This is a genomic window from Arcicella lustrica, assembly GCF_034930985.1.
Taxonomy (GTDB): domain Bacteria; phylum Bacteroidota; class Bacteroidia; order Cytophagales; family Spirosomataceae; genus Arcicella; species Arcicella lustrica.
Window position 1 is genome coordinate 92,626 of the sequence record NZ_JAYGIM010000001.1, and the last position, 18,552, is coordinate 111,177.

An 18,552-nucleotide genomic window follows, 5' to 3' on the forward strand; every position below is an offset into this window, starting at 1 on the left:
TAAACGACTATTGTAATTAACATTTGATAAATCTTGATATGCAAATATTGGAGGAAAGAGTGTCAAAATATCAACGACAGAAGTGTGTTTTAGTAGTATTTTAGAAAATAGAACCAATTTTCCGCTTTTTTGGAAGGGATTTGGAGCTTTTTTTTGAAAAAACGGAGAATATTGAAAATATGTTCAATATTTTTTTCTCTTTTTAAAAGAGTGGATAGAATTATAATGAGTGTTGAAAAAACTAAGTTATTGCTTTAATTCTTCTAAAAATTCGATAGGAGTCTTTCCCGTGTGTAATCTGAATACTCTATAAAAATTACTTTTTGTAGAAAAGCCAGCTTCATGATATAATTGATCAATGGTATATTTTTTTAAAATGCCATCTTTTAATAATTGAATGGCATAATTTATGCGCCACTCATTTTTATAGTCAGAAAATTTTTTTGAAAGATGATAATTGAAGTAATAGCTAAGATGGTGAATCGGAATATTTAAGGATTCTGAAAGTTCGATAATAGTAAAGTTGTCGCTCAGATACGGTTTGTCATGCAAAAAATAATTTTCAATAATCGAGTTTATCTCGGCTAGTTTTCCATCCTCTAATTTAAAATTTGGTTTATTATTTTTCTCCGCTTTTACTTCAGTCAGTTTCTCCTCAATAAAAAGTTCTTCTCCTTCATCCGAAATTCCATATAATACTCTCGGGAAAAAGAAAATAGAAATGTTTAGCATGAAATAAACAAAAATAGCATAATCCATTAAATCATTGAAAAACAAACCTATATTTTTTGAAAGACTAAAATGATTACTAAACAACACTGTAAGCGTGGTTAAAGTAATTGTTAGTAAAACACTGAGGATTGAAAAAACCCATAGCCATTGAATGGTAGATGTGAATATTATTTTTTGAAAAGAATGACTTTTTAAATGTTTGTAAAGTAGATATAATTGTGCGATACTTAATGTTATATTTAGGATAGGCCTAAGTACAAAATAAAATTTGAAGTTTAAAAAGTAAGTAGGCGTATAAATGAAAATGTTATTAACATCTTCTAAAATCAACTTTGCAATATGATGTTTTTGCTCACTTGATGAAAATAATTGTGGAATAATATCAATAAAACATAAGATACCGGGCAAAACAATAAGTAAATCCCATTTATTGAAGCGTATTTTTTTCAAAAGCATGAATTTTACATACCAATAAGCAAAGGGACGAGTAAGTAACGATATTGGTAAGATTATGCCATAGAAAAGTGAAATCAAAAATTCATTTTTATTTTTTAGAGTGCTAAGATAATACAAAGCAAAAATCCCCATCGTGAGAAAATGAAGGGATAAAAATATATTAGCTTTGTTTTTACTCTTTAAATATGGGAAGCTAAAAATAGCCACGATTATGCCTATAATATACACAATCCTGACAATTTCATTTTTTAAATATTCCATGAAATACATTTGCTGTTCTCTGATTCTATTTACTGCAATTGAGAGAAATCACATTAAACATATTGATATATTTTAATATTTACTAATAATATTTTAAGATTAGTAAATGCTTTTTTAGCAAAACAACACTTAAACTCTTCTATATGAAGTGTTTAGTACTGGTTCTGTAAGATTAATTTTAAGGCTTGATGAAGTGTGTGTTAGGAGTTAATCTCTTCTAAAAATTCAATCGGTGTTTTACCCGTATGTAGTCGGAATACTCTATAAAAATTACTTTTCGTAGAAAAGCCAGCTTCTTGATAAAGCTGTTCTATCGTGTATTTTTTTAAAATTCCTTCTTTTAATAGTTGGATGGCATAATTTACTCGCCATTCATTTTTATAATCTGAGAATTTTTTAGAAAGATAATAGTTAAAAAAGTAACTAAGGTGATGAATGGGAATATTTAACGATTCTGAGAGTTTATTAATACTGAAGCTATCATCCAAATAAGGTTTTTCTTGAACGAAATAATTTTGAATCATTACTTCTATTTCTGATAATCTTGCTTCTTCTATTTTGAATGAGGCTTTTACATAGTCATCCGATTTATTGTGAGCTACTATTATTTCAGGATAATTATTTAACCTTTCTTCTTCTGATTCATGATATAAACCATAAAGTATTTTGGGAAACAGAAATACAGAAATGTTTAAACACAAGAATAAGAAATTAGTCATATTCGCCAGTACTACAGCATTACCATAATCAATTTTAATAGAATGGTTTAAGCTGTTGATTGAAATAGACAGTAATGACAGAACCAAAGTAATCATTAAACCAATCAATGAAAAAGTCCATAACCAACGATAAGTAGTTGGAAAATTAACTTTATGATTAGGGTTATTTCTAAAATGTTTATAAAGCATAATCACTTCTGCAATAGAAACGCTTAGGCTGAAAAATGGTCTGAAATTAAAATGAAATTGAGGTGTACCGAAATAGGTTACTGGATATTTGAATATATTATTTTGGTCTGCAATAATTAACTGAGCAATTTTTAATTTATAATCAAAAGACGTAAGTAAATAAGGAGCAATATCAAAAATATATAATACCGAAGGTAATATAAGCAGGTAGTCCCAATCCTTGAATTCAATTTTTTTACTAATCATCGAACGCACATACCAGAATGAAAGAGGACGAAATAGATATACCAAAGGTGCTGTTGTGGCATAAAGCGCAGCAACAATATTAGGATTACCGTTATTGATTAAATTATAATGAAGTAATGCGTAAATAGCAGAAACTAGAAAATACGATGATAGAAATAGGTTGGATCTATTTTTACTTTTTAAATATGGAAAAGTAATCAGCGCAATGATAATACCAATTGCTGAAAGATTTTTACATATTTCATTTATAAAATAGTCGAGGTAATACATAAAAAAGGAAATAGATTGTCAGCCTAAGATGAACACATGTTAAATGTTCGTTTGTTATAATAGTAATACTTTAACTTTTAAAAGTTAAATGCTAAATTATCGTAATTGGTTCTATATAACAAGGAATACTTTTAATTTCAGCTTTCCTGTAATATTTATTGAGTATATACTACTAATTCTTACTATGTAAAAAAGATTTTTGTCTATTTTTTGACTTTACTTTGCATAGAACATCCTGTAATAATTGGCTAAATTGAACAATAAAATGATTTTTTGAACCCCTTGTGTCAAATTCACAGAAGATAAAAGTGTCTTTTTCGGCTTAGTATTTTAGAAACAAGCATGACGCTACAATTTTATTTATCTTTGAAGGCTTAAATCCTTAAAATAATTCAATAAAAATATATGAACATCAATTGTAGTGGTCAACTTGTTGATTTGTCTGTACCCAAAATCATGGGTATTCTAAATATTACTCCCGATTCATTTTATGCTAATAGTCGTTATGATGATTTGTCGAAAGTATTGATTCAAGTTGAAAAAATGCTTTCTGCAGGAGCTACTTTTTTAGATATTGGTGGACATTCGACCAGACCAGGCGCTAGACCAGTAGATGGAGATGAAGAATTATCAAGAGTAATTCCTGTGGTTGAAAGCATTTTAAAACGTTTTCCAGAAGCTTTAATTTCTATTGATACTTTTCGTTCGGAAGTGGCTTCAAGATGTGTAGAAGCTGGTGCAATTATGGTAAATGACGTTTCAGGGGGATTATTAGACGATAAAATGTTTGAAACTGTAGCCAGTTTAAATGTACCTTATGTATTGATGCACAGCAGAGGTACTCCTGAAACCATGCAACAAATGACGGATTATGATGATTTAGTCGTAGATGTTCTGGACGATTTACAACAAAAAGTGGCTCAATTACGCCAATTCGGTCAAAAAGATATTATTGTTGATTTAGGTTTTGGTTTTGCTAAAACAGCCGACCAAAATTATATTCTATTAAATCATTTAAGAGATTTTGAAGTAATGAATTGCCCTATGTTGGTTGGAGTATCCAGAAAATCAATGATTTGGAGAAAGCTTAACATTACAGCCAATGAAGCTCTTAATGCTACCACTGTTTTGAATACGATTGCTTTAATGAAAGGAGCCAACATTTTACGTGTTCATGATGTTGCGGAAGCGATTGAGGCTGTGAAATTGGTTGATTTTTTGACGGTAGGAGAGAAGTAGTATTTAGGTTGAACGAATAAGAATTATCCGTTCAACCTAAAAAATATTAAGCGGTTATCAACAATTGTGCTAATAAATAATCTGCAATTAAAACGGCAATACAACTATTTGTAACAGCAGCTGTACTTGCTTGACCAACTTCTAAAGCGCCACCACCTGTGAAATAACCTTTGAAAGCGGAAATAGACACAATCAAAAAGGCAAAAACCACAGATTTAATTAAAGCAAAAGGAACGTTGAAGGTATTAAATTCAAATTGAATACCTTGGATATATTCTTGCGGAGAAATTGCCCCTGTTAACCAACCAGCCAAATAACCGCCATAAATAGAAAGAAATGCGGCTAAAGTAACTAACATTGGGAAAACAATGATTGACGCAACAACTTTTGGAAGCACTAAATATGAAGTAGAATTAATTCCCATTACTTCTAGTGCATCAATTTGTTCGGTAATACGCATGGTTCCTAATTCACCAGCGATATTTGAACCTACTTTTCCCGCTAAAACAATTCCAGTAATGGTTGGTGCAAATTCAAGAATGGTTGAATCTCGAACGATTAAACTGATGATATAATGTGGAACAAATGGATTATCTAAATTGGCAGCAGTTTGTACACAAGTAACAGCACCCAAAAAGAATGAAACAATTGAAACAATTAATAATGAGCCAATCCCAATTTGTACGGCTTCATCAATGGTTAATCTTGTATATACTTTGAATTTTTCTCTGTTTGTGAAGAGTTTTCCTAAGAAAATAAAATATTTACCTATTATAGACATTCTTTGTTGAGGTTTTTCACGATTGAAATTACTTGGCTAAGAAAAATGTTTAAACCTTTTAACGATTAAATCATTTTTAAATTCAGACATAATAGACAAAGATAATGAACAAAACGATAGTAGTAACAGGTGGAACAAAAGGTATTGGCAGAGCCATCGTCAATAAGTTTGCTAAAGAAGGCTTTACAGTAATTACTTGTGCTAGAACCAACGACGAACAATTCCCTGAAAATGTGCTTTTTTTCAAAGCTGATTTATCTAAGAAAGCAGAAGTATTAGCTTTTGCTGATTTTGTAAAAGCTTCTGTTTCACAAGTGGATATATTGGTCAATAATACTGGTTTCTTTTTACCTGGACAAATTCATAATGAAGAAGAAGGTACTTTAGAAGCCATGATTGAAACCAATTTATACAGTGCTTATCATCTTACAAGGGCTTTAGTCAACGATATGATTGCTAGAAAATCGGGTTATATTTTCAATATTTGTTCAGTGGCAAGTATCGTTGCTTATACAAATGGTGGTTCGTATTGTATCTCTAAATTTGCGATGTTGGGAATGAGTAAAGTATTAAGAGAAGAATTGAAACCTCATGGTGTGCGTGTGACAAGTATCCTTCCGGGGGCAACTTTTACCAACTCTTGGGCTGGTGTTGAATTACCCACGGAAAGATTTATTGCTTCTGATGATATTGCAGAAGTAATCTGGACAGCCAATGCTTTACCAGCTACAACTGTTTTAGAAGAAATTGTAATGCGTCCGCAATTGGGAGATTTATAATTTATTTATGGTGCTGGAGTCATTTTTACCGTTGCATCAACATCTGAAATGCCTAATTGTGGAAAAGAAGCTTTGCTGTTGAAATCGAAATTTTTGTCAGTAAGTTGAACCACAGTTAGGCTTCCAGCACTTAGTCCCGCTACATTTACTCCTGTAATTTCAATCGTTGCTTCATTATTTGTGAATTTCCAAGTACCATTACTTGAAGTATTTCCATTGTTATCAATCGCAGTAACAACTCCATTTGTTTTAAAGCTTAATCTTACTTTCGATAAATCATAACCATTATTAGCTTGGTCTCTTGAATAAACAACAACCAATCCTCCAGATGCCGAAGCTGATTGCACTTGCCAAACTGTACTTGTAAGATTTTCTGTTTTAGTTTTGAGCGTAACAGTAACTTGGTCTTCTTTACAACTAAAGATTGAGAAAATAAGTAAGAATGATAATACCGTAAATTTTAAATGTGCCATTTGAAAATTGGTTTAATGAATAAGTTGATAACCTATTAACGTAGGTTTGTCTGAAAAGATTTTATTTTCAAAAAAACCTCTCAAATAAAAAAAGCACTCCCGAAGAAGTGCTTTTTTTATAATACTTTAATTTTGACTAGAAAAACTTAGCTCTGTTATCAACTACTTTCGCATTTTCTTTGATTGCTTCGTTGATATAGAATGATGTTCTTTGACCAGCCATCATTTTTGCTGTGTTTTTGTAAAGTGTTAAATCTGCAATAGCTGGTGCTGGAGTAGATTTAATGGTTTCCATGATGAAAACACCACCTTCACCTTTGAAAGGCTTTGAACGTTTTCCTACTTTCAAACCGAATGCTTTACCGATAGCTGTTGGGTCTGCACCTGCGCTAGTTAATACACCTTGTGCTAAAGTAATATCAGTTGCTGTTTCAACTAAAGCTCCTGCTCCGTATTTCTGAGCGATTTGCTCTAAAGTACCTGAAATACCTGCTAATTTTTTCTCAATTTGTTCTGCTTTCAAATCTCCTTTAACTCTTGCAGTTAATTCTTCTCTGAAATCATCTACTTTCACTTTGTCTTTATCTGTACTTCCAGTTACTAAAGCTACGATATATTGATTATCATTTTGGAAAACATCTGAAACCGAACCTACTTTAGTATCTTCGTTAAATGCCCAACGAACGATGTCACGTGCATTTTGTAAGTTATTGAAACTTGTTGCTCCTTCTGGAATTCTATCTCCACGAAGCATCAATAATGTTTTGTCTTTTTTCAAACTTGCTTCAAAAGCTTCTTTCGTAGTATTTTCTGCTGCAAAAGCATCTGCTTTACGCAATACTTCATCCATTGTAGATTGACTTGGAGCAATCGTGCGGTTAATAGCTGCTAATTTATAACGAGTGTTAGTTTTAGCTTCTGTTACTTTTACGATATGGAAACCAAAATCAGTTTCAACAATGCTTGGTAATAAACCTGTTCCAGAGAAAGCAAATACAGCGTTCTCGAATTGTTTAACCATTCCACCGTTGTTTTTGAAGTAACCTAAATCTCCACCTTGTTGAGCCGTTCCGTCAGTGCCAAATTGTTGAGCCATTGCTTCAAAGCTTGCTCCACCTTTGATTTGCGCTAAAATACCTTCTGCACGTTTACGAGCAGTTGCTTTTACTGAATCTGAAGCACCTTTTGGAGCATTGATTAAGATATGGCTAGCACGAACTGTGAATAAAGAATCTTTTTGAATACCACCGTATTTATAGATTGAGTAAGTCAAACCATTTTTGAATGGACCATAAATACCTCCTGGAGTCATGTTTCCTAATTGTCCTTTTACAGCTTCAGGAATTTCTGCTAAAGTTGAATAATAAGGAGTTTTAACATCCGAATTCATCATCGCAAATGCTGAATCATTTTTAGCAATCGCTAATTCTTTCGCCAAACGCTTTAAATCGTTGTAGAAAGATGCTGTATCTAATTTCGAAGGAATAACTGGGAATGTTACGTACTGAATAGAACGTGTAGTTTGTCCTTGAAATAAATCTTTGTGCGAAGCTAAGTAATCTTCCAACTGCGAATCTGTTACTTTAATCGTAGAGTCAGCTACAGAATAGAATGGTACGTATAAATAACGTGCATCTACTTTTGAAGTTTGCGCAACATAGTCTTTTTGAGCTTCAACATTTGTTGTATATGTTGACATCTTCAAAAGGTTTTCATACTTCGTTCTCAAACGGTCTTGGCTCAATGATTTCTCAAAATTAACCCAAGCTTGTTGTTGTGCAGCAGGAAGTGTTTTGAAGTTTTTCAAAAACTGAATTACATAATTCTTATCGAACTGTCCTGTTTGTGGATTTGTAAATTGCTGACGAACTGAAGGGTGAATATTTGTTCCTTGTACCATATCAACCAATTCAGCAGGAGATACTGTAAGTCCTAATGTTTCGTATTCTTTGCCATAAGCTAAATCCAAGATGTACTGATTCCAAACTTGGTCACGAATCATGGCTACTTCTTGTTCTCCTGGACCACGACCAGACTGTTGTGTGTATTGTTGAGTAATCTCGTCAACTTTCTTTTGAAAATCTTGGTATTTAATCGTTTCTCCTCCGATTTCACCCACTGCGTCTTTTGATCCGCCGAAGAAACTTGAACGACCTTGAAAAATGTCTCCTCCGATAAGAAAGAGAATTAAACTGATGGCGATTGCCGCCGCCGCAATCCCCGACTTTTCTCTGATTTTGGTAATTAATGCCATTTTTAAATATTAAGTTATTGATTTTTCGCTATCTATCAGCTCCAAAGCATCAAAGACAAGGTTTTTGATAAAGAAATTACAATGTGATACTAATCTTCTGATAGATTCTAGGGAACCCAAAAGAAACGCAAAATAATTACTTTATTGGCTAATATCAAAATGTGAATGATGTTGTACTTTGTGCAATTATGTTTAATCAGTTGAGTGTTAGCTAAATATTGAGCAAGCTTCTTGATGTTTTTTAATTCGAATTGATACTTTTTTGTGTTGTAAGTAATTGATTATCATTTGTTTTGTTGTTTGTAGTGCAATGGCTTCTAGCAAAGATTTGAGCTTCAATATTCCATTTTTGTTTATAATACTTTTAATAATTTTTGTTCAAATTTTGTTACTTATTTATTAACCTGTAGTCTATTGTTATAATATCTTCAAATTTTAACTTTGCTACCTATCCTTTATTTTTCATTTTTGCATGAAAAAAATTGATTACATATTACTCTCTAGGCATTTTCATGGAGAAACTAATGAGACTGAAAATCAACAGATTTTTAGTTGGAGAGATAGTAATTCCATCAATCGAAGGACTTATGAAAGGCTATTCAAACTTTGTTTAGAAGAAAGAAAAGTTGTTGTAAACCAAGATGATTTAGAGGAAATAGACTGCTGGGGTACAATTCTTTCTAAAATATTAGCTGAAAGCTAACGATACAGTAGCGAGTTTTCTTTTCTAAGTAGCTCTCTTTCTTTTATGAGTAGTGATATTTCTCTTCCAAGTAGCTCTATTTCTTTTTCGAGTAGTGATATTCTTTTTCTGAGTAGCTCTCTTTCTTTTCAAAGTAGCAATATTTCTTTTCCAAGTAGTGATATTTCCTTTCTGAGTAGCGATATTTCTTTTACAAGTAGTTCTCTTTCTTTTCTGAGTAGTAATATTTCTTTTTTAAGAGGGCTATAATCTTTTATGTCCTAATCACATTGAATGTTATCTTGCTCAATTGCTTATAGGCTGGACTAGTACTACCAAAGATGGATTTTACATATTTTTTTACAAGGAGGCTTCTAGCATGCAAGCCTGTTTCTGCTTCATACAAAATGCTATCTCTTTTCAGGCGAGCATTACTTAAAGCTACAAAGCTGGAGGAAACCTTTTCATTAGCTGTCATCTGATTGGTCAACAATTCCTGAATACTGTTCACTTGTAAGGCTATTTCATTGGGGGCATAACTTGGCTCGCTGGCAAGAATATTTAGCAAGGCACGGAGATGTTCTACTTGATTAGTATAGGAGAGTTGGATAGACGAAACATTTTTTTTCTTTGGGCTTAGCGCATCCTCTTCAACGCCTTTCTTTTTACCTTCACTCGCTTTTTTACCTTGTAATTTTCTGTTGAATCCTTTCACATCTTTCTTCGTTTCGGCAGGAGCATCGGAGTTTTCAAAAGCATTTACCAGTCTTGTAGCTAAGGTTTTGTTGTTTTTAAAGAGGTCGAGCCTTGTATTAATCGCAACATTATAAGCAGTATTATATTTAATGACGTCATCCAGCGCCTTTTCAGCTTGCGCAAGCGTTTCTTCTAAAGCAGGAATTTGAATTGTGGTTTTGCTAGGCTGATATTGGGTGCCAAAAGCTTTGCAAATATTGATGAGGTCTAAAAAATTATGGACATTAATAGCATGTCCCGTTTCGGTTGTAGTTGACATGGTCTTTTTGTTGTTTTAAAGGGAGATATTATTTTGAATAAGGTAGGGATAATAGGGATAAGCTGAGTTATGGTTATGAAAATTAAGATATTCCTCTTTGAACGAATTATTCAGCTAACAAGTAATCTTAAAAAACTTACCAACGCTTGAAGTTCAGGTATTTCCTGCTGAAAATCAAAAAGGTCTTCTGCTCGGTATTTCATCACGTTTTCCCACTTTGTATAATTGCTATTTCTATCAGCTTTGGTTAATGTGTCATATCTTAGATAATGATTAATCCACAATTTTACTAATTCTTTATCTCGTAATTTTTCATCATCATTCCTTAAACATTCTGGTAAATGAGCATCTATACAATCCGCAATTTCAGAAGGTAACTTTTTGATAGCTTTTAATATATCTTCAATTTCACCTTGTCCATTGAGATTAACAAAATGACAAGCGAAACGAATAGTTAATTCATTCTCTGTACTATTTTGGATAAATGTAATAGGAAGTAAGCTATTAACGTCTTCTATTTCAGCATTAACTTCATCTGGATATGCCTCTTTTAAAGCATTATTAATTAATGAAATTCTTTCTTCTTTAGTTCTGTCATCCATATCTCGAATGATTCCTACTTTATCATATTTTTCTTTGTTAAAATCATTTCTTAGTCCAACTAAAGCTCTAATTAAAGCGGTAGGTTTTTCTGTATTTCTTTCGTCTTGAACACTTTTCCATTCAATCAAAGGAGGCGTAATAGATACATTTATTTGCTCTGATAGATTAAAATAGCGTATAATTGCTTCGAATGTATGTTTGTCGTTATCGTCTTCGACTATAATTATTGTCTTAGTCATTTTACTCGCCTCTATATGAGTTGTTAGTGATAATCTCAGCATTTAAGGTATTCATATCCATTGGATTGATAATAATTTTATTAGAATTAACGGTCCTTCCCATTTCAAAATACATCGCTTTGCTTTCCAGTTCTGGACTACTTGCTACCTCATTAAAAGCACGTATCATTTCTGCACTGTGTGATGTTGCAAAAATTTGAATATCATTATCAACTATTTGAAAAAGTTTTTCCCAAAGATTTTTGTGTTTGGTGTAATGAATACCATTTTCAATTTCATCTATTAGGATAATACTATTTGAAGTATTTAAAATAACTAATATCAATTCAGTTATCTTACGAATTGCATCTCCAAACATTCCTAATGGAAATGATTGTTCATCATTTAAGATAAGCTTTATTACTGGTTCACCTCCAGGAGCATCTATCTCCGAACCAATTATCCTGTTATCTAATAGTGATAAAATATCATTGAGTTTACTTAATTTTTTTTGTTCTTTAGCTTTACTAAATAAGCTTGATAACTCGTTATCTGATAATCTGAAAGATGAATGTAAAAAAGGAGGCATTTCAAAATTGGGTGGTGTTTTCCCGATAGCACCTATATCACTATCTTCTTTATCTGGTAAGAGAAAATAATTGAAATCGTCCTTGAATAAACGACCTTTTACATTTAGAAGTAAAGTATTAGAAAATTTGCTTGAAATTAAATCAGAAATTCTTTCCTTCCCATTACCAATGGATGTTGATATACTTTCTAAAACAGATTCTATATCTCTTGTACAAGATAGTTCTAAGTTTCTGATATCACCATCTTGGAAAACCGATATAAATTCAATGACATGTTCTTTTTCTTGGTTATAAAAAAAGTAGTTCCAAACTTTATCAGTAGCTGTTTTAATCAATTTGTCATTTTCATTTCTAAATTGTCTTAATACAGATATTGATGCTGTGGATGGGAAAAATGAGAGCAGCAAAGCTTCGAGAAGAGCTGTTTTCCCTGAATTGTTTTGCCCTCCAATCAAGTTAATAGATTTAAATCCATTTACTTGAAGGGAGTTAAAACACCTGAATTTTTTTATTTGAATTGAACTAAGCATCATGTTTTTAGTAAAGATACTGATTCACAATTATCTATTGTGATATTAATTGAATACAAAATATATTTGTTTGTAATCCAAAATTAAATAAAAAAGGCTGAAACAAAACACCATTAAGTATTTTGTTTCAGCCTCTTATTTTTGAATAAAATAATGACTAAGCCGTTACTGAAATTACTTCTTCTAAAGCTTGTAAGAAAGTATCACATTCTTTTTGCGTAATAGCAAGGCTTGGTAACAAACGCAAAGTATGTTTACCCGCATAGCCACAGAAAATATGGTGTTCAAAAAGTAAAGAATCTTTGATTTTATCTACTGGTTGTTCAAACTCGATACCAATCATTAAGCCACGTCCACGTAATTCTTTGATGCCTTCTAATTTGCTCAATTTTTCAAATAAATATTCGCCCATTTTAGCAGCATTTTCTATCAAGACTTCTTCTTTCATTACATCCAATACTGCAACGGCAGCCGCACAAGCCAAGTGATTTCCACCGAAAGTTGTGCCTAACATACCATGTTTCGCTTTGAATTTTGGTGCAATAAATACGCCACCAATTGGGAAACCATTGCCCATTCCTTTAGCAGTGGTAATTAAATCTGGTTTAATGCCTGAGAATTGGTGAGAGAAGAATTTTCCAGAACGACCATATCCGCATTGTACAGAATCCAGAATCAAGATTGCACCCGTTTTGTCGCAAGCTTCACGAGCAGCTTTCAAGAATTCATCAGAAGCAACATTGATTCCACCTACGCCTTGAATACCTTCGATAATTACAGCACAAGTTTCTTCCGTTACGTTAGCTGTAAGTGTTTCAGCATCGTTGAATGGGAGGAAAGTAACGTGTTCATCGTAATTCACTGGCGCAACAATCGCTTTATTGTCAGTAACTGCCACAGCACCAGCCGTTCTTCCGTGGAATGCTTTAGAGAAAGCAATTACTTTTTTACGACCATTGAAGAAAGATGCTACTTTCAAAGCATTTTCGTTGGCTTCTGCTCCAGAATTACAAAGGAATAAATCGTATTCTTCGCAACCTGAAAGTTTTCCTAATTTCTCAGCTAATTCACTTTGAAGAGGGATATTGACAGAGTTTGAATAGAAGCCAATATTTTGTAATTGTTCAGTGAGTTTTTCTACATAATACGGATGCGAATGTCCGATAGAAATTACAGCATGACCACCATAAAGGTCAAGGTATTCAACACCATTTTTATCCCATAAATAGCTACCTTTAGCTTTTACAGGTGTGATGTCGTAAAGAGGATATACATTAAAAAGATTCATTGTTAGCGATAAGCTTCGAGCTGTCAGCTTTGAGCTGTCAGTAAAAGCTTTTTTATTGTTTAAAAATAAAATGTCTTATTATGCTAATACCTATTGCTCATTGCTTGAAGCTATTAGCTAAATTACTTTGCCCTATTTCTACCAAACTTATAGCCCAAAACACCATAAAATTCTCCGAACCAAATACTTTGTTGAGCATAATCACTGTCTCTACCTGTGGTATGAACGTGATTTAATCTAGTGAAACCACCTTTTAAATCTGTTTGTAGGAAAAACCTTCGTGAAAGGTCAAATCGTAAACCTGTTTTTAATGAAACACCATAACCTGCAAAATTGAAATGGTTGTTTCGTCCAATCGTAAACAAGTGAGAATCTGTTCTCGGAATAATTGTTCCTGCACCCACACCCACTAACCAATCAATGCCTTGAATATTATTTTTTGCTTTCCACAAACGGTCGTAACGGTCAAGTTCTAAATGCAAGTAATTGAAGCCGTCAGTATGTTCATAATGTAAAAAATCTTCTGGACGAATCAATTTAGGAGTACGATTAAAATCTCCCACATATTCAGGATTTACCGTAATTGCTGGGTCTGAAACCTGCGCTGAAATATGTCCTGATACTTCAAGTACTTGGTTATCATCCATCACATATTTCATGTGGTCAGAACCAATAGAAATACTCCAATGGTCACTAAAAAAGTATCCATAACGAATATTATATTGAGGGACCGATAATCTGGTAATGTCAAAATAAACGTCTGCACTAAATGGAATAGGTAAATCTTTTGCAGTAGCATTATGGAGTGTGAAATCGTAACCTTTACCTCTAAAAGTAATATCAGAATTTGCATATTCTGAACGATTATATCCCCAAAAGAAATAATATTCCCCTTTGCGACTGTATGGCTTTTTATTTAATGGTTTTACTTCTTGTGCAGTACTTGAAAAAGTAAATGAAATACTAATTAAAATAAAGGTTAGGATTTTATACATTGATTGATGAAGGATTATAAAAAATGGATGATGAAAAATCGGTAGTTTAGAAACCTACCGATTTTAAACCTAAACCAGTTTTTTCATCAAGACCAAACATCAAATTCATGTTTTGAACAGCTTGTCCTGAAGCTCCCTTCGTTAGGTTATCAATAATACTTGAAATCAATAAATTGCCATTGTGTACTTCTAATGAAATAAGGCATTTATTAGTGTTTACAACTTGTTTTACGTCAACAGGTTTATCGCTAACGTGCGTAAACGGATGTGTTTCGTAATATTTTTTATACAATTTTTTGGCATCTTCCAAAGTGCCATCAAAACTTGTATAGACATTCGCCATAATTCCACGAGTGAAATTTCCACGGTATGGAATGAAATTAAAGTTTTGGTCGAAACCGCTTTGTAAAGTATTCACCACCATACCAATTTCTTGTAAATGCTGATGTGTAAATGCTTTGTAAATAGAAATATTATTATTTCTCCAAGAGAAGTGACTGGTAGCAGAAAGACTTTGTCCCGCCCCAGTTGAACCCGTAACTGCCGAAATGTGAATATCGTCAGTTAAAATTCCAGCATCAGCCAAAGGCAATAATGCTAATTCAATAGAAGTAGCAAAACATCCCGGATTAGCAATGTGTTGAGCCGCTTTGATTTTCTCTCTTTGTAATTCCGCCAAACCATATACAAAACCTTCAGATTGGTCACGGTAGTCAGTACTTAAATCAACGATTTTAATACCTTTAAAAGAAGGATTTGCTTCCAAGAATTTCTTCGACTCACCATGTCCCGAACAAAGGAATGCAACATCAATATCTGTATGTAGGTCGTCTGAAAAGAGTAAATCAGTATCACCTAATAAATCAGTATGAGTACTATAAACAGGTTTGCCTGCTTGCGATTTTGAATTAACAAAAACAATTTCTACTGCTGGGTGATGTATCAGGATTCTCAATAATTCTCCTCCTGTATATCCCGCACCGCCTATTATGCCTACTTTTATCATATTATTTTTTATAGTAAGGAGTATTTTTGAAGTTTATCCATAAAATACTATCAATTACTTTTTCTGAGGAATTAAATATTCCTACTTCAGTATATAGAGGAAACTTTCCAATTACTTCTCCAGTATTTCCATCTGAAACCTTCATATTAGAAAATATAGTATTATCAACTTTATTTTTATTTCTGATTATAATGGCATTTGGTATTAGTGCCGCACCAATGATAGTCGCAACGGATAACATGTCACTACCAAGTTTTTCCTCATTGGTTAAAAATGCAATTAGTCTAACTTCAGACTCAATTATTCCGTCAACTTCCAATGCTTTGCAAATAAAATCAGCAGGTAAATCTTTTATATCTTGTAGTGTAATTTCATTTTCAGCTAAAAGACTATTTGTTTCATCAAATGATTGTATTTCAACTGCAACAAAATCTTTTTTTAATTTTAAATAGTCATTTAATTTCTTCTGTAGTAAAAAGCCATCCTCATATTCTTTATCCCTAACATCTCCAATTTTTAAGCCTTCGGGTAGGGTTCTATAGACATACAAAACCTTGACAGGTAAAATAGCAATTTTTTTATGTTGCTTAACTAATGAATCAAGATTAATTTCTTGAGAGAAACTAGTTCTAGTAATCATTAGCAGAAAAATAAAAAGAAGGTACTTAGGCTGATGGCTAGTCATAGGCTATTTCATTTTAGAGCTACTTCATTGGCAATTTGTGCTTCAATAAGATTAATTATCGAAGTGTAAATTTTAAATTTTTCATCTGCCGAGATGATAGTTAAATCTTCACGAACCTCAACTGCGATTAGCATTCTATCAAAAGGGTCTCTATGTTCTGGAAGCAGAGGAATGGTCTTATATTGAATTGAGTGATGTTGGTTCAAGTCAATTATTTTAATATCTTTTTTTCAATCGTTTTCTCAATGGTGAACTCCAAAGAGTCAGGAAGTATAAGTTTTCCAATTGAAATTCTGATACTCATTTCATAAAAACTAACAGCGCTAACAAAGATGTCATTTGTTTCGTCCTCAATCAGCTGTTTTGATTTGGTTTTAGAAGAAAACACTCTTTTAAAACCAAATCAAAGTATGAATGGCTTATAAACTCATGAACTTTAAACTCTTACAAACCCGCCTCAGTAACTTTTCTATGAATCATTGTTTGGTTAGAAACAATTTTAGAGAAACCTCTTACATCATCGCCCGTCCAAGTATTATTCATTTCGCCATAAGAACCAAAAATAGATGACATCAAATCAAATTTAGATTCAATACCTAATAATTGATAACGATATGGAGCTAAATGAATTTGTACTGTTCCAGAAACATTTGCCTGAGTATCAGCCAAGAAAGTCTCGAAATTACGCATTACAGGCTCTAAGAATTGTCCTTCGTGAAGCATCGTTCCGTAAGTTTCTCCTAAAGTTTGTTTCCAGTACAATTGTTGTTTCGTAAGCGTATGTTTTTCTAAAAGATGGTGAGCTTTGATGATTAACAAAGGAGCTGCTGCTTCAAAACCAACTCTACCTTTAATACCGATAATTGTATCACCCACATGAATATCACGACCTACGCCATAAGGAGCAGCGATGTCTGTCAATTTACGAATGGCTTGTACAGGGCTTAATGTTTCATCATTAATACCTACTAATTGTCCTTGTTCAAAATGTAATTTTACAGTTTCTTCACCTGTAGCAGTTACTTGTGTTGGCCAAGCAGATTCAGGTAAATAACCATAAGAAGTAAGCGTTTCTTTACCACCAACTGAAGTTCCCCACAATCCTTTGTTGATTGAATAAGCAGATTTTGTCCAGTCACGAACAACACCTTTTGCTTTTAAATAATCAATTTCAGCTTCACGAGATAATTTCATATCACGAATTGGCGTAATTACTTTACAATCAGGCACCATGATTTGGAAAACCACATCAAAACGAACTTGGTCGTTTCCTGCACCAGTACTTCCGTGGGCAATTGCCTTTGCACCAATTTTGTTGGCATATTCAGCCACAGCCGTCGCTTGGAAAACTCTTTCTGCTGATACTGAAAGTGGATAAGTATTGTTTTTTAATACGTTTCCATATACCATGTAGCGGATACAATCGTTATAATATTTTTCTACAACATCTAAAGTTACGTGACTTGCCACTCCGAGTCCATAAGCTTTTGTTTCAATGTCTTTTAGCTCCTCAGCACTAAATCCACCTGTATCAACAAGGGCAGAATGTACTTCATAACCACAATCGTCTGCTAAATATTTTACACAAAAAGAGGTATCAAGCCCTCCACTAAATGCTAGAATTACTTTTGGTTTACTCATTTTAATGATTAATTAATGATAGTAACTTAATTGTTAATTACCATCACAATTATATGGTTGTGTTTTAAACTTTATGTAAGGGTATCAAAGAATGATATTAATCTCTATTGGCAATCAACTTATTTGCTCTTCTTTCAGCCATTTTTAAAAACATTTTTTCTTTAATGTTTTTAAGGCGTTCTAATACTTTTACATCTTTCAAGAAATTCCATTTTTCATGAGTATCCTCTTGTGTGTGCTCAATATTAGCTTCGTCGCCTTCTTTTTCTCTTTCAGCTTTTTTACGTTCCCATTCTGGGTCAAAAATCATACCTGTGCATAAGCAGTGTTTACGGTCGGTACGTGTAAGTACATCGTAGTTCACGCAAGACTGACATCCTTTCCAGAAAGCATCGTTTACAGGTAATTCGCTAAAAGTAGTTGGTTCATAACCCAATTCAGAGTTAATTTTCATTACTGCCAACGACGTAGTAATACCAATGATTTTTGCATCAGGATAACGAGTTCTTGATAGCTCAAAAGCTCTGGCTTTTACGGCTTTGGCGATCCCGTATTTTCTCCACTCTGGCTTTACGATTAATCCAGAATTAGCTACAAATTTTCCGTGTTCCCAAGTTTCAACATAGCAAAAACCAATAAAATTGCCTTCTGAATCAGTAGCAATAATGGCTTTCCCTTCATTGATTTTATCACGAAGATATTCTGGAGAACGTTTTGCAATACCCGTACCACGAGCCTTTGCAGATTCTTCCATTTCATGGCAAATTGCTTCAGCAAGATGCAAGTGTTCAGTTGTAGCAACCTGAACTGTATAATTGTTGGTTAAAACCTCAGAAGCTGATAATTTTTCCACTTTAAGATTTAGCTTGGAAATTGTTTTTAGTTAGAAAAACAAGGTGA

Annotated in this window: 18 protein-coding genes; 3 read left to right on the top strand and 15 right to left on the bottom strand. The window is 33.0% G+C overall.

Going from position 1 to position 18,552, the window contains the following annotated elements; all coding sequences use genetic code 11:
- Positions 1–246: 246 nt before the first annotated feature.
- Both VB798_RS00420 and VB798_RS00425 read right to left on the bottom strand, forming a co-directional pair.
- Complete coding sequence (locus VB798_RS00420; protein WP_323254799.1) at positions 247–1,449, bottom strand: helix-turn-helix domain-containing protein; 1,203 nt, start codon at positions 1,447–1,449, stop codon at positions 247–249.
- 200 nt (positions 1,450–1,649) lie between these two features.
- The gene (locus VB798_RS00425; RefSeq protein ID WP_323254801.1) at positions 1,650–2,873 is read right to left on the bottom strand and encodes a helix-turn-helix domain-containing protein; all 1,224 of its coding nucleotides are present in this window, start codon (positions 2,871–2,873) and stop codon (positions 1,650–1,652) included.
- A gap of 405 nt (positions 2,874–3,278) precedes the next feature.
- On the opposite strand from VB798_RS00425, the gene folP reads away from it, so the two are divergent.
- The gene (folP, locus tag VB798_RS00430) at positions 3,279–4,112 is read left to right on the top strand and encodes a dihydropteroate synthase (protein ID WP_323254803.1); all 834 of its coding nucleotides are present in this window, start codon (positions 3,279–3,281) and stop codon (positions 4,110–4,112) included.
- A 46-nt stretch (positions 4,113–4,158) separates the two neighbouring features.
- Here the strand turns inward: folP and VB798_RS00435 are convergent, their stop codons facing one another.
- A complete protein-coding gene (locus VB798_RS00435; RefSeq protein WP_323254805.1) occupies positions 4,159–4,893 on the bottom strand; it encodes an MlaE family ABC transporter permease in 735 nt (244 codons plus the stop codon).
- Positions 4,894–4,997: 104 nt separating this feature from the next.
- Here VB798_RS00435 and VB798_RS00440 point away from each other — a divergent pair, with 104 nt between their 5' ends.
- Complete coding sequence (locus tag VB798_RS00440; RefSeq protein ID WP_323254807.1) at positions 4,998–5,672, top strand: SDR family oxidoreductase; 675 nt, start codon at positions 4,998–5,000, stop codon at positions 5,670–5,672.
- 5 nt (positions 5,673–5,677) lie between these two features.
- Here VB798_RS00440 and VB798_RS00445 read toward each other — a convergent pair whose 3' ends face one another.
- Complete coding sequence (locus VB798_RS00445; protein WP_323254809.1) at positions 5,678–6,145, bottom strand: hypothetical protein; 468 nt, start codon at positions 6,143–6,145, stop codon at positions 5,678–5,680.
- 136 nt (positions 6,146–6,281) lie between these two features.
- The gene (locus tag VB798_RS00450) at positions 6,282–8,399 is read right to left on the bottom strand and encodes a peptidylprolyl isomerase (protein ID WP_323254811.1); all 2,118 of its coding nucleotides are present in this window, start codon (positions 8,397–8,399) and stop codon (positions 6,282–6,284) included.
- Positions 8,400–8,871: 472 nt separating this feature from the next.
- Here VB798_RS00450 and VB798_RS00455 point away from each other — a divergent pair, with 472 nt between their 5' ends.
- Positions 8,872–9,102: a hypothetical protein gene (locus tag VB798_RS00455; protein WP_323254813.1), complete on the top strand. Its 231-nt coding sequence runs from the start codon at positions 8,872–8,874 to the stop codon at positions 9,100–9,102.
- A 253-nt stretch (positions 9,103–9,355) separates the two neighbouring features.
- Here the strand turns inward: VB798_RS00455 and VB798_RS00460 are convergent, their stop codons facing one another.
- The 10 genes from VB798_RS00460 to VB798_RS00505 form a co-directional block, all read right to left on the bottom strand.
- Positions 9,356–10,096, bottom strand: coding sequence for a hypothetical protein (locus tag VB798_RS00460; protein WP_323254815.1), 741 nt, complete (start codon positions 10,094–10,096; stop codon positions 9,356–9,358).
- 110 nt (positions 10,097–10,206) lie between these two features.
- A complete protein-coding gene (locus VB798_RS00465) occupies positions 10,207–10,938 on the bottom strand; it encodes a DUF3226 domain-containing protein (RefSeq protein ID WP_323254817.1) in 732 nt (243 codons plus the stop codon).
- A gap of 1 nt (position 10,939) precedes the next feature.
- Positions 10,940–12,040, bottom strand: coding sequence for an AAA family ATPase (locus VB798_RS00470; RefSeq protein ID WP_323254819.1), 1,101 nt, complete (start codon positions 12,038–12,040; stop codon positions 10,940–10,942).
- A 154-nt stretch (positions 12,041–12,194) separates the two neighbouring features.
- Entirely contained in the window at positions 12,195–13,325 is a 1,131-nt protein-coding gene (locus tag VB798_RS00475; protein ID WP_323254821.1) for an aspartate aminotransferase family protein, read from the bottom strand.
- Positions 13,326–13,447: 122 nt separating this feature from the next.
- On the bottom strand, positions 13,448–14,320 hold the full coding sequence (locus VB798_RS00480) for a hypothetical protein (RefSeq protein WP_323254823.1): 873 nt from the start codon (positions 14,318–14,320) through the stop codon (positions 13,448–13,450).
- 46 nt (positions 14,321–14,366) lie between these two features.
- On the bottom strand, positions 14,367–15,326 hold the full coding sequence (gene argC / locus VB798_RS00485; protein WP_323254825.1) for an N-acetyl-gamma-glutamyl-phosphate reductase: 960 nt from the start codon (positions 15,324–15,326) through the stop codon (positions 14,367–14,369).
- 1 nt (position 15,327) lies between these two features.
- Positions 15,328–16,011 (bottom strand): hypothetical protein, encoded by a 684-nt coding sequence (locus tag VB798_RS00490; RefSeq protein ID WP_323254827.1) that lies wholly within the window; start codon positions 16,009–16,011, stop codon positions 15,328–15,330.
- An 8-nt stretch (positions 16,012–16,019) separates the two neighbouring features.
- Entirely contained in the window at positions 16,020–16,217 is a 198-nt protein-coding gene (locus VB798_RS00495; RefSeq protein WP_323254829.1) for a hypothetical protein, read from the bottom strand.
- Positions 16,218–16,455: 238 nt separating this feature from the next.
- Complete coding sequence (gene argG / locus VB798_RS00500; protein WP_323254830.1) at positions 16,456–17,652, bottom strand: argininosuccinate synthase; 1,197 nt, start codon at positions 17,650–17,652, stop codon at positions 16,456–16,458.
- Positions 17,653–17,749: 97 nt separating this feature from the next.
- Entirely contained in the window at positions 17,750–18,505 is a 756-nt protein-coding gene (locus tag VB798_RS00505) for a GNAT family N-acetyltransferase (RefSeq protein WP_323254832.1), read from the bottom strand.
- Positions 18,506–18,552 lie beyond the last annotated feature (47 nt).

Excerpts from the sequence above, each read along its gene's own strand:
- VB798_RS00420 (WP_323254799.1), bottom strand. The coding sequence starts at position 1,449 with ATGGAATATTTAAAAAATGAAATTGTCAGGATTGTGTATATTATAGGC.
- VB798_RS00425 (WP_323254801.1), bottom strand. The coding sequence starts at position 2,873 with ATGTATTACCTCGACTATTTTATAAATGAAATATGTAAAAATCTTTCA.
- folP (WP_323254803.1), top strand. The coding sequence starts at position 3,279 with ATGAACATCAATTGTAGTGGTCAACTTGTTGATTTGTCTGTACCCAAA.
- VB798_RS00435 (WP_323254805.1), bottom strand. The coding sequence starts at position 4,893 with ATGTCTATAATAGGTAAATATTTTATTTTCTTAGGAAAACTCTTCACA.
- VB798_RS00440 (WP_323254807.1), top strand. The coding sequence starts at position 4,998 with ATGAACAAAACGATAGTAGTAACAGGTGGAACAAAAGGTATTGGCAGA.
- VB798_RS00445 (WP_323254809.1), bottom strand. The coding sequence starts at position 6,145 with ATGGCACATTTAAAATTTACGGTATTATCATTCTTACTTATTTTCTCA.
- VB798_RS00450 (WP_323254811.1), bottom strand. The coding sequence starts at position 8,399 with ATGGCATTAATTACCAAAATCAGAGAAAAGTCGGGGATTGCGGCGGCG.
- VB798_RS00455 (WP_323254813.1), top strand. The coding sequence starts at position 8,872 with ATGAAAAAAATTGATTACATATTACTCTCTAGGCATTTTCATGGAGAA.
- VB798_RS00460 (WP_323254815.1), bottom strand. The coding sequence starts at position 10,096 with ATGTCAACTACAACCGAAACGGGACATGCTATTAATGTCCATAATTTT.
- VB798_RS00465 (WP_323254817.1), bottom strand. The coding sequence starts at position 10,938 with ATGACTAAGACAATAATTATAGTCGAAGACGATAACGACAAACATACA.
- VB798_RS00470 (WP_323254819.1), bottom strand. The coding sequence starts at position 12,040 with ATGATGCTTAGTTCAATTCAAATAAAAAAATTCAGGTGTTTTAACTCC.
- VB798_RS00475 (WP_323254821.1), bottom strand. The coding sequence starts at position 13,325 with ATGAATCTTTTTAATGTATATCCTCTTTACGACATCACACCTGTAAAA.
- VB798_RS00480 (WP_323254823.1), bottom strand. The coding sequence starts at position 14,320 with ATGTATAAAATCCTAACCTTTATTTTAATTAGTATTTCATTTACTTTT.
- argC (WP_323254825.1), bottom strand. The coding sequence starts at position 15,326 with ATGATAAAAGTAGGCATAATAGGCGGTGCGGGATATACAGGAGGAGAA.
- VB798_RS00490 (WP_323254827.1), bottom strand. The coding sequence starts at position 16,011 with ATGACTAGCCATCAGCCTAAGTACCTTCTTTTTATTTTTCTGCTAATG.
- argG (WP_323254830.1), bottom strand. The coding sequence starts at position 17,652 with ATGAGTAAACCAAAAGTAATTCTAGCATTTAGTGGAGGGCTTGATACC.